Annotated in this window: 11 protein-coding genes; 4 read left to right on the top strand and 7 right to left on the bottom strand. The window is 75.2% G+C overall.

What is annotated here, in order from left to right:
• Positions 1-101: 101 nt before the first annotated feature.
• The 3 genes from L3K22_RS09770 to L3K22_RS09760 are packed head-to-tail and all read right to left on the bottom strand — an operon-like array spanning position 102 to position 2,607.
• Complete coding sequence (locus L3K22_RS09770; RefSeq protein WP_263311221.1) at positions 102-815, bottom strand: ABC transporter ATP-binding protein; 714 nt, start codon at positions 813-815, stop codon at positions 102-104.
• On the bottom strand, positions 812-2,050 hold the full coding sequence (locus L3K22_RS09765) for an acyl-CoA dehydrogenase family protein (protein ID WP_263311220.1): 1,239 nt from the start codon (positions 2,048-2,050) through the stop codon (positions 812-814). The genes L3K22_RS09770 and L3K22_RS09765 overlap by 4 nt, the downstream gene beginning before the upstream one ends.
• Entirely contained in the window at positions 2,050-2,607 is a 558-nt protein-coding gene (locus tag L3K22_RS09760) for a DUF4242 domain-containing protein (protein WP_263311219.1), read from the bottom strand. The genes L3K22_RS09765 and L3K22_RS09760 overlap by 1 nt, the downstream gene beginning before the upstream one ends.
• A gap of 152 nt (positions 2,608-2,759) precedes the next feature.
• Here L3K22_RS09760 and L3K22_RS09755 point away from each other — a divergent pair, with 152 nt between their 5' ends.
• The 3 genes from L3K22_RS09755 to pdxH all read left to right on the top strand — a co-directional run bounded on the left by L3K22_RS09755 (position 2,760) and on the right by pdxH (position 5,061).
• Positions 2,760-3,317, top strand: coding sequence for a GNAT family N-acetyltransferase (locus L3K22_RS09755; RefSeq protein WP_263311218.1), 558 nt, complete (start codon positions 2,760-2,762; stop codon positions 3,315-3,317).
• 611 nt (positions 3,318-3,928) lie between these two features.
• On the top strand, positions 3,929-4,264 hold the full coding sequence (locus L3K22_RS09745; RefSeq protein WP_263311217.1) for a hypothetical protein: 336 nt from the start codon (positions 3,929-3,931) through the stop codon (positions 4,262-4,264).
• A 107-nt stretch (positions 4,265-4,371) separates the two neighbouring features.
• On the top strand, positions 4,372-5,061 hold the full coding sequence (pdxH, locus tag L3K22_RS09740; protein ID WP_263311216.1) for a pyridoxamine 5'-phosphate oxidase: 690 nt from the start codon (positions 4,372-4,374) through the stop codon (positions 5,059-5,061).
• Between the two features lie 84 nt (positions 5,062-5,145).
• On the opposite strand, the gene L3K22_RS09735 is transcribed toward pdxH, so the two are convergent.
• Both L3K22_RS09735 and L3K22_RS09730 read right to left on the bottom strand, forming a co-directional pair.
• A complete protein-coding gene (locus L3K22_RS09735; RefSeq protein WP_263311215.1) occupies positions 5,146-5,910 on the bottom strand; it encodes an AAA family ATPase in 765 nt (254 codons plus the stop codon).
• A gap of 83 nt (positions 5,911-5,993) precedes the next feature.
• Positions 5,994-6,563 carry a GNAT family N-acetyltransferase gene (locus tag L3K22_RS09730; RefSeq protein ID WP_263311214.1) on the bottom strand — a complete coding sequence of 190 codons (570 nt, stop codon included), beginning with the start codon at positions 6,561-6,563 and terminating at the stop codon, positions 5,994-5,996.
• 278 nt (positions 6,564-6,841) lie between these two features.
• Between L3K22_RS09730 and L3K22_RS09725 the strand changes: the two genes are divergently transcribed.
• Positions 6,842-7,306 (top strand): SRPBCC family protein, encoded by a 465-nt coding sequence (locus tag L3K22_RS09725; RefSeq protein WP_263311213.1) that lies wholly within the window; start codon positions 6,842-6,844, stop codon positions 7,304-7,306.
• 27 nt (positions 7,307-7,333) lie between these two features.
• Here the strand turns inward: L3K22_RS09725 and L3K22_RS09720 are convergent, their stop codons facing one another.
• Together L3K22_RS09720 and L3K22_RS09715 are read right to left on the bottom strand one after the other, a co-directional pair.
• Complete coding sequence (locus L3K22_RS09720; RefSeq protein ID WP_263311212.1) at positions 7,334-8,218, bottom strand: GH25 family lysozyme; 885 nt, start codon at positions 8,216-8,218, stop codon at positions 7,334-7,336.
• A gap of 194 nt (positions 8,219-8,412) precedes the next feature.
• Positions 8,413-9,150, bottom strand: a complete 738-nt coding sequence (locus tag L3K22_RS09715; protein WP_263311211.1) for a glutamine amidotransferase — start codon at positions 9,148-9,150, stop codon at positions 8,413-8,415.
• Positions 9,151-9,153: the final 3 nt, after the last annotated feature.

Genomic DNA, 9,153 nt, shown 5'->3' with positions numbered 1-9,153 from the left:
GCCGGCGAGGCCGGACAGCGCGAGCGCTCCTCCGCCGCCGAGGACGGCGCGTCGGCTCGGACCCCGCGCGCCCGACGGCGTGCGCGAGGAGCGCCGAGGGGTCACGCGCCCGCCTCGACGACGGCGCCGCGCCGGTAGTGGGCGAGCACCTCCTCGCGGGTGGTGCCGTCCTTCCGCGGGGTCCAGTCGGCGGTGATCCCGCGGGGCCCGTCGAGGTAGACGATGCGGTCGGCGACCACGAGCGCCTCGTCGACGTCGTGGGTGACCAGCACCGCCGAGATCCGCACGCGGGTGAGCACGTCGCGCAGCCAGGTCTGCAGGTCGGCGCGGATCGCGGGGTCCAGGGCGGAGAAGGGCTCGTCGAGCAGCACCACCGCGGGGTCGACGGCGAGCGCCCGGCCGAGGGCGACGCGCTGGGCCTGCCCGCCGGAGAGTTCGGACGGCAGGGCGTCTGCGAGCTCGGCGATGCCGAGGTCGTCCAGCAATTCGGGGACCCGCTCGGGGCGGAACCGGCCGGCGTTGGCGGAGTAGCGGCCGCCGAGGGCGATGTTCTCGGCGACGGTGAGCCAGGGGAAGAGGTCCGGGGACTGGGGGACGAGCGCCGGCAGGCGCGGATCCGCGCCGCGGTCGATGCGTCCGGACTGCGGCTGGTCGAGGTCGGCCAGCAGCCGCACCAGGGTCGACTTCCCCGCCCCGGAGGCGCCGAGCACGCACAGGGTCTCGTGCTCGGCGACCTCGAGGTCCAGGTCCTGCAGCACGGGGCCGGCGCCGCCGGGATAGCGGTGGGTGACCCCGTGGAGCGCGAGGCTGCTCATGCGTGCCCGTCCGTCGGGACCGGGACGCCGGCGCGGGCCAGCAGATGGCGCAGGTGCGTCTCGGTCGGTGACTGGACGGGCAGGAACGCCGCCTCGCGGGCGCGGCGCGAGGTGTCGGAGGCGAGCGCGTAGCCGCGACCGCCGACGATCTTCTGCTCGAGCCGGGTGGCGCGGCCGGTGAGCAGCGCGGCCTCGAGCCGCACCCGCACCAGCTCGGTCGGCCGCACGGGGGCCGACGGCGCGGCACCCGCCGGAGACCCGCCCGCTACAGACGGACCCGACGGAGACGCCCCCGACGGAGGCGCACCCGACGACGCGGCGTCCGAGGGGCCGCCCGCGCCGCCCGCGCGCACCGCGGAGGCCGCGCGCACGCCCGCGGCGAGTGCTCCGCGCAGGTGCTGCCAGTCCTCGGCCGCCGCGGAGAGCTCCTCGGCGAGGACCTCGCGGGCCACGTCGTCGGCCCCCGCCTCGGCCGCATCCAGGGCCGCCCCGGCGAGGCCGAGGCACATGGCGGTCTGGATCTGCAGGAACGTGGCGCGGACGTCGTCGCGGAAGGCGGGCAGATCGCGGGTGAGGACGTCCTGTGCGGGGATGCGCACCTCGTCCAGCAGCAGCACGCCGGAGGCGGTGGCGTCCAGGGCGGTGAGGCCGGTGAGCTCCTTGACCCGCACCCCGTCGGCGTCGCGCCGGTGGCGCACGACGGCGCGTCGGCCGTCCTCCCAGCGCACGGGCGTGACGACCCAGCCTCTCGGTCGGAGGTTCGAGCACCACGGCAGCACGCCGGAGACGGCGATCGCGCCGTCCGGGGAGTCGGTCGCGAGCAGCGGGATCTCGCCGAGGCCGGCCTCCTCCTTGAAGGCGGGGGCCATGCCGGAGGCGAGGGCCACGACGCCGGACGCGGCGCCGTCCGGCAGCGGGGTGCCGGTCGCCTCGTGGTACGCGATCGCGGAGCGGTGGCCCCACAGCGCGAAGGCGCTCGCGGTGCAGCGCCGGGCGAGGGCATGGGTGAGCTCCGCGGCCTGGGGCAGCGGTGCGGCGAGGAGGTCGAGCTCCCCGAGCGCGGCGAGCTCGTCCCAGAGGTCCGCCTCGGCCCGGTCGACCTCCCCGGCCCGCTCGGCGACGCGGGCGAGCACGGGCTCCGTCACCGCGGGCAGCACGGCGAGGCCGAGCCCGTCGCGGGTCGCGGGATCCGTGCCGGCCGCGGGCGCGGGGGCACGCTCGGAGGTGGCGGTCATCAGGCGCCCGTGGTGTCGAGCTCGATCGCGCCGAGCGCCCAGATGCGGTCGATGGGGGTGGAGACCGCCTCGCGAGCGCGCACCACGGCGTCCTCGTCGGGAGCGTCGTAGAAGCAGAGGCACTTGGCGGTGTCCTCGCGCACGTAGGTGCGCAGGAAGCTGGTCTCGGGGACCTCGGCGTACTTCGGGGCGTTGGCCTTCTTGCGGGCGAGGTACTGGTCCATCGTGATCTCGGCGGGGATGTCCCACTCCACCAGGTAGCCGGCGCCGCGGCGCAGGGCCTTGATCTCCTCGAGCTCGGCGCCGACCAGGCGCACCTCGTCGGGACCGTGGACGGCTCCGGCGACCTCGCGCAGCTCGGCGACGACCGTCCCGGCCCCTTCGGCGTCGTCCGCCTCGAGGATCGTGAACAGGCGGGAGTGGTCCGCGGCGACCTGGGACTCGATCAGCTCCGCCGGGGCCGTGTCGCCCGCTGCGGCGCGCAGGGCGTCGAGCACGGCCTGGCTGCCCTCGCGAGTGGTGGCGGCGGGCTCGATCTCGAGGAGGAAGAGCGACATGGTGCACCTTTCGTCGTCCGCTCCGACGCCATGACAGGCCGAAGCATTACTTATGGTGCCCATCAGGATGGCACAGCGCGGGGCGCCCTGTCGTCCCCGTGCCCGCAGGCGTCCCGGGCCACGGCGCGCGGGCGGAATGTAGCCTCGCCCCCATGTGCTCGCTCCGACCCGCCGCGTCGGCCGCTCCCGATCCCGCGCCGGACCCGGCCTCCGGCTTCACGATCGACGTCCCGACCCTGGCCGACGTCCCGGGCCTCGCCCGGGTCCACGTGCGCGGCTGGGAGGTCGCCTACGGGCACGCGCTCTCGGGCGAGGAGTGGTTCGGCGAGCCCGCGATCGCGCGGCGCCTCGAGCACTGGACCTGCTGGCTGACCCCGGGCACGCCGGAGGCCGATGAGGGCATCTTCCGGGTGGGCCGCGACGGGGACGGCATCCCCGTCGGCCTCGCCGCCTCCTGGCCGCCCCGCGATCCGCAGCCGGTGCGGGACCGGGAGCTGTCGGTGCTCTACGTGCTGCCGGAGTGGCACGGTACGGGCATGGCGCGCGCGCTGGTCACAGCGCTGATCGGCGAGGAGCCGGCGAGCCTGTGGGTCGCCGAGGACAACCCCCGCGCACAGCGCTTCTACGCGAAGCTCGGCTTCGCGCCTGACGGGGCCCGGCACGTGGATCCGCGGTGGCCGGCACTGCCGGACATCCGCATGGTGCGCTGAGTCCAGGCTGCAGAGCCCGGGCCCGGCGCTCGATCACGGCACGGGCCTGCCGGTCAGCGCGCCGATCCGTGCTCGGCGCCCGAGCGGCAGGCCCCGCGTTCAGACCCACAGCACGAGGGAGTCCGTGGTGAGGGCTCGGCAGCGCTCGGACAGCGTGATGCCGAGCCCCGGCCGGTCCGGGACCAGCATCCCGCCCTCCGTGCGTCTCCAGCTGCTCCTCGAACAGCGGATCGAGCCAGTCGACCATCTCGACACCGTCGAGTCGCGCGAGTACCCGCGGGTCATGCCTCGCGTCGGCCGGCGCCTGCCCGCCGTGCAAACCGCGCTGGGCCGCGCGATCCTCGCCGAGAGCCCCGCGCACGAGGCGGAGATCCTCGCCGGCCTGCGCGCGGCGCGGGGCGCATCGCGAAGTCCGCGCCGGCCCCGGCCCGAGCCGTCGGCCCACGGTCCATGCCGCGGTTCGTCCCTCCGGCCTCGCTCCTCCCCTCCGCCGGGACCTCACCCCCGCGCCGCGGGTCGGACCGTGCCCGCTCGAAGATCCTCCCCCGGGTGGACGGCGCCGCCCGCCCGGGCGGACGCGCCCGCCGCGCCCCTCGACGGATCGTAGAGGCATGAAGAACGCGACCATCGCCACCAGCCGCACCCGAGCCGCCTCCGACCACCTCATCGCCTACCGCCCCCTCCCCAGCGCCTGGGGCGACGTCGACGCGCTGCACGCCGTGCGCGAGCGCCGGGCGCTCGCCGCCGCCCAGGGGCTCGACCCGAGCACGCTGGAGCTCCCGGCCCTGCTCGCCACGACGCGCGATTCGGCCGACGGCTCCGCGGTCGCTCCGCGCCGGGCCCCTGCTCACCGCGCCACGCGTCGGGGCCTGTGGGCCCGCCTGCTGGGCGGCGACGGGACCCCGCGCCAGGTCCGCAGCGGAGGCCAGCACCTCGCGGCCGCCTGAGCCGGCCGTCGACGTCGCCCTCAGCTCCCCGTGCGTCCCGACGCCATGGTCGGCGCGGGGAGGACGGGGCATGGGCCCGCGCCGTGCGACGGCCTAGGATCAGTGCCATGACCAGCGCCTCGGACCGTCTCGCCGGCGAACGACTCGACTACCTCGCCGGCTCCCTCGCGGACGCCGCCCCCGCGGACCCGCTCGCCCTGTGCGACGCCTGGCTGCAGGACGCCTTCGCCCGCCGCGACTCCCACGGCGACATCTCGGACCCGACCGCAGTGGTGCTCTCCACCGTTGCACTCGACGCCGACGGCGCACCCCGGCCGCGCTCGCGGACCGTGCTGCTGAAGGGCCTGGACGAGCACGGTGCAGTGGTCTATACGAACCTCGGCTCCGACAAGGCCCGCGAGCTGCGGGCGACGCCGCGGGCCGCTCTGCTCATGCCCTGGTACCCGTTGCAGCGGCAGGTGCGTGTCGAGGGGCCCGTGGAGGAGGTCCCCGCGGCCGAGTCCGACGCCTACTGGGCCACGCGTCCGCGCGGCTCCCAGCTCGGCGCCTGGGCCTCGCACCAGTCCCGCCGGATCGACTCGCGGGAATCGCTCGAGGCGCAGTACGACGAGGTCGAGGCACGTTTCGAGGGCGCCGAGGTGCCGCGTCCGGAGTTCTGGGGCGGTCTGCGGATCCGTCCGGAGCGGATCGAGTTCTGGCAGGGCCGAGCGCACCGGGTCCACGACCGGATCGTCTACGAGAGGTCGGCCGACGGCGCGGGCGCCGGCGACTGGGAGCGGCACCGCCTGCAGCCCTGAGACCGGGACCCGACGCCGGCACGGCGGCACGCGATGTCGGTACCGCGGGCGCCGCCGCGCGATGCCGTCGCGCGCAGCGCCCGCTCACCCCGGATGGCGCAGGAACCGCTCGGGGGCCTCGAGGAAGCTGCGCCAGATGCGGACCAGCTCGAGGTCGTCGTACTCGACCCTGCGCAGGCCCCACTCCCCCAGCTCGTACAGGTCCGCATCGGGCAGGGCGGCGAGCACCGGTGAGTGGGTGGACAGCACGATCTGCGAGCCGGCGTCGGCGATGCCCTGCAGCAGGTCGAGCAGGGCGAGGCAGCCGCTGAGGGACAGCGCCGACTCGGGCTCGTCCAGCAGCCACAGCCCGCGGATCCTCGAACGCTCCTCGACGAGCGCGAGGAAGGACTCGCCGTGGCTGCGCTCGTGCATCATCCCGCCGACGCCGATCTCCTCGTAGTACGTGAACAGGGAGTGCATCGTCTCGGCGCGCAGGAAGAAGCCAGAGCGCGGGGCGCCGGCCCCTCGCACGAGCTGGAGATGCTCGACCAGAGGGGACTCGGTGCGGCGGGTGGCGTGCATCGCCCCGGTCCCGCCGCCCTCCGGGTTCAGTCCGTAGGCGCCTGCGAGCGCCTCCACGAGGGTGGACTTCCCGGCGCCGTTGTCCCCGGTCAGCACCGTGATCGGGCCGAGCTCCAGGCCGTCGCGGAGCACCTGGCGGATCGGGGCGAGGGTCGCCGGCCACGCCGCGTGGTCCGCGGGGGCGAGGGGGTGCTCGCGCAGCTCCCGCACCGGCAGGAGTGGGGTGTCGAAGGGAGAGCGCGGGAGCCCGGGCTCGTCGAAGTCGTCGCCGAAGAGGCCGTCCATCAGCTGCTGCTCACCTCCGCTCCGCTGTCCGTGGCACTATCCGTCGGCTCGGCTGGCCGGGCCGCTCCCGCGGGGCCGTCCCGTCACACGCCGAAGGCGGGCGGGTAGGCGATCTCGCCGCGCGGCGTCGGGCGCACCGGGTCCAGGGCGAGGGCGAGGAAGGCCTCGTCGGGCACGTCGAACGGGGCGGTGACCCCGAACCCGGAGGCGGGGGTGAAGCCGAAGCGCGGGTAGTACTCGGCGTGGCCCAGCACCACGACGAGGTTCTCGCCCTGCTCGCGCGCCGCCTCGAGCGCGGCACGGATCGCGGCCGAGCCCGCGCCGCGTCGCTGCTGCGCGGGCAGCGTCGCGCAGGGGGCGAGCGCGAGCACGGGCTCCCCGCCGACGTGCGCCCTGGTCAGGAGCGCCTGCGCGACCGGTCGCGGGTCCCCGTCGGCGTGCGCGATCCAGGAGAGCCCCTCGATCCAGGCCTCCCCGTCGGCGCGGAGTGCCTCGACGAGGTCCGCCTCCTCGGGGGTGGGGAAGGCGGCGACGAGCAGTTCGCGCAGCGCCGGGGCGTCGTCGGGCCGCTCCGCGCGGGTGCGCCATGCGGACGGGGCGCCTGCCGGAGCGACGGGGACGTCAGGCGCCGGGGCGGCGTCGTGGGAGCTCATACCCCCAGCATGCACCGTCGGCCGGACAGTGCGGAGGACCCCGCGCAGTCATGCCCGGTGTCAGCCACCCGGTGGGCCCGGGGGCCGCGAAGGAGCTCGCCGAGGCGACCTGAGCACCGTGCGACCGACCGCCCGGGAGCGAGAGAGCACGGCCGGGGATGTCCGAGGTCACTCCCGGGACCCTGCTCGGTGTCGCCCCGGCGACGCCCGGGCGAACACCTGAGGACAGTCCAGCTCCCGCCCTGGGCTCTCCCCGGGGCCCGTCCTACCGTGGAAGCATGCAGAGCGAGACCTGGCACTCCCCCGTCGGCCTCACCCACGACGCCGGGTGGGAGCTCGACGTCCGACGCACTCTTCCCGCCCCCACCTCCGAGACCTGGCAGCGACTTCTCGCCGAGTGGCTCCCGCAGTGGCTGGGCGTCGAGTCCGTCCCTCAGATGGTCGGTGCCCCAGTGCGCCGCGGGGGCCGGGTCCACGGCCGGGTCATCGGCTGCCACGTGGGCCGCCGCGTCCGCCTGCGCTGGACCCCGGAGACCCTGGACCACGAGACGGTGTTCCAGGTGACGCTCCAGGAGGTGCCGGAGTCCCTCGGCCACGCCACGATCCTCGAGATCCACCAGGAGCGCCTGCTCGGCGTCGCCGAGCGTCAGGGCCTGCTGGACCACTGGAACCTCGTGCTGGACGACGTCGTCGCCGCCCACGGGCGCGAGCTCGCCATGGGGCGTCTCGACCTGCAGGGCTGAGAGCCCGGCAGTCAGCCCTCGTCGCGGTCAGCCCTCGTCGACCTCGTGGCCGATCGCGCCCTCGCCGTCGGGGATCGCGGAGTGCTCGCGCAGCACCTCGATGCGCGCGACGTCGATGTCGACGCCGCCGGAGATGCCGGAGACCGTCCCGTCGAAGCGCAGCTGCCACACGGCCCAGTCGCCCTGCTTCGGGCGACTGCCCGCCGAGAACAGCCAGTCGGGGCGGGAGTCCGTGACCGGCAGCCCGTAGTGGTCGCGCCACTCCGAGGAGGAGTAGATCAGCAGACGACGGCCCCAGGCCTCCTCGACGATCGCCGTGAACGCGTCGATCTCGGCCTGTGCGTCGACCGCGCCGGGCCGCTGCTCGCAGGCGCCGTCGAACTCGAGGTCGAGAGCGGGCGGCAGCGCCGAGTCATCGGGCGGGGCCGCGGCGAGGAAGTCCTCGGCCTGGTCCGCGCCGGAGGAGCAGAGCGTGAAGTAGTGGTAGGCGCCGGGGACCACCCCGGACGCCCGCGCACCGTCCCAGTTCTCCTGGAAGCGGGAGTCGACGAAGCCTGCGCCCTCGGTCGCCTTGATGTACGCGAAGCCGTACCCGTCGGAGGCGACCGCGGCCCAGTCGATCTCCTCCTGGTGGGCGGAGACGTCGATGCCCATCACCTCGTCGGGCGCGAGCGTCGTCTTCGAGGGGAGGTTCTCGAGCGCGGCGGCGTCGGTCGAGGTCGCGGCGACCTCCATCGCCGCGTCGTCGGCGGTGAAGGGCGCCGGATCGCTCTTGGCCGCCTCCTGCCCGCCCCCGCCGAGGCCGCGGATCACCGAGACGGAGCATCCGCCGATGACCAGCACGAGCAGCAGCGCGAGAGAGCCCGCGACGATCTGGCGTCGGCGGACCTGCTCAGGCGTGAATCGTGGCACGCACCGGACGCTACCGGAGCAGGCCAGGCCGTCGCGGGAGACGTGCCGGGCGGGAGCGGAGGAAGGACAACGCTTCCCGGCTCCCGGCGGGGTCAGCACGCGAGCCGCGTCGGCGTCCGAGCCGCGTCGGCGTCCGTGCCGGGTCAGTGTGCGAAGCGCGCCGGTACGTGAGCCGCGTCAGCGCGCGAACCGGGTCAGCGCGCGAACAGCTCCGCGAAGGCGCGCAGGAGCCGCGGCGGCTGGTCGGCCTCGACGTGCCGCAGCTCGGTGAAGATCTCCTCCATCTCGTCGGGCGAGAAGTAGCCGTGGTCGCGATAGGCGCGGGCCCGTTCGATGATCGAGGGGACGTCCAGCTCGGGATGGAACTGGGTGGCGTACTGCCTGGTCCCGACGCGGAACATCTGCACCGGTGCGGTGCGTCCGCTCGCGAGCGCGGTGGCGTGCGGGGGCAGCGTGTGCACTGCCTCCTTGTGGCCGACGAGCCCGAGGAAGGTGTCCTCCAGCTGCGCGGCGCGGACCAGCGGGTCCTCGCGACCGGCCTCGGTGAGGGTGACCTCGACGGCGCCGAGCGGCTCGCCGTGGGTGCGGTCGATCAGCGCGCCCTGGTGGGTGCCGAGGGTGCCGATGCCGTAGCAGGCGCCGAGGAAGGGGACGTCGTGGGCGATGACCTGATCGAGGACGCGGTCGATCTCCGCCTCGGCCCGCAGCTGCGGCTCGCTCTTGGAGTCGACGGGGTCGGAGACGGTGAACGGGCTGCCGCACAGGATGATGCCGGAGATGTCGTCCATCGCGAGGTCCGGGAAGGGGTCGCGGTCCAGGCGCGCCCAGAGCAGGTCCTGCTCCTGGAGGCCGGTGAAATCGAGCACGGCGGCGCGCTCGGTGACGGCGACGTCGTCCTCGGGACGGGTGGCGATCTGCACGAACGGTTTCACCAG

The sequence above is a fragment of the Brachybacterium atlanticum genome, assembly GCF_025669985.1.
In the GTDB taxonomy this organism is placed as follows: domain Bacteria; phylum Actinomycetota; class Actinomycetes; order Actinomycetales; family Dermabacteraceae; genus Brachybacterium; species Brachybacterium conglomeratum.
The sequence above is the reverse complement of the archived record's forward strand: the minus strand, read 5'-3'. Positions and strand labels throughout refer to the sequence as shown.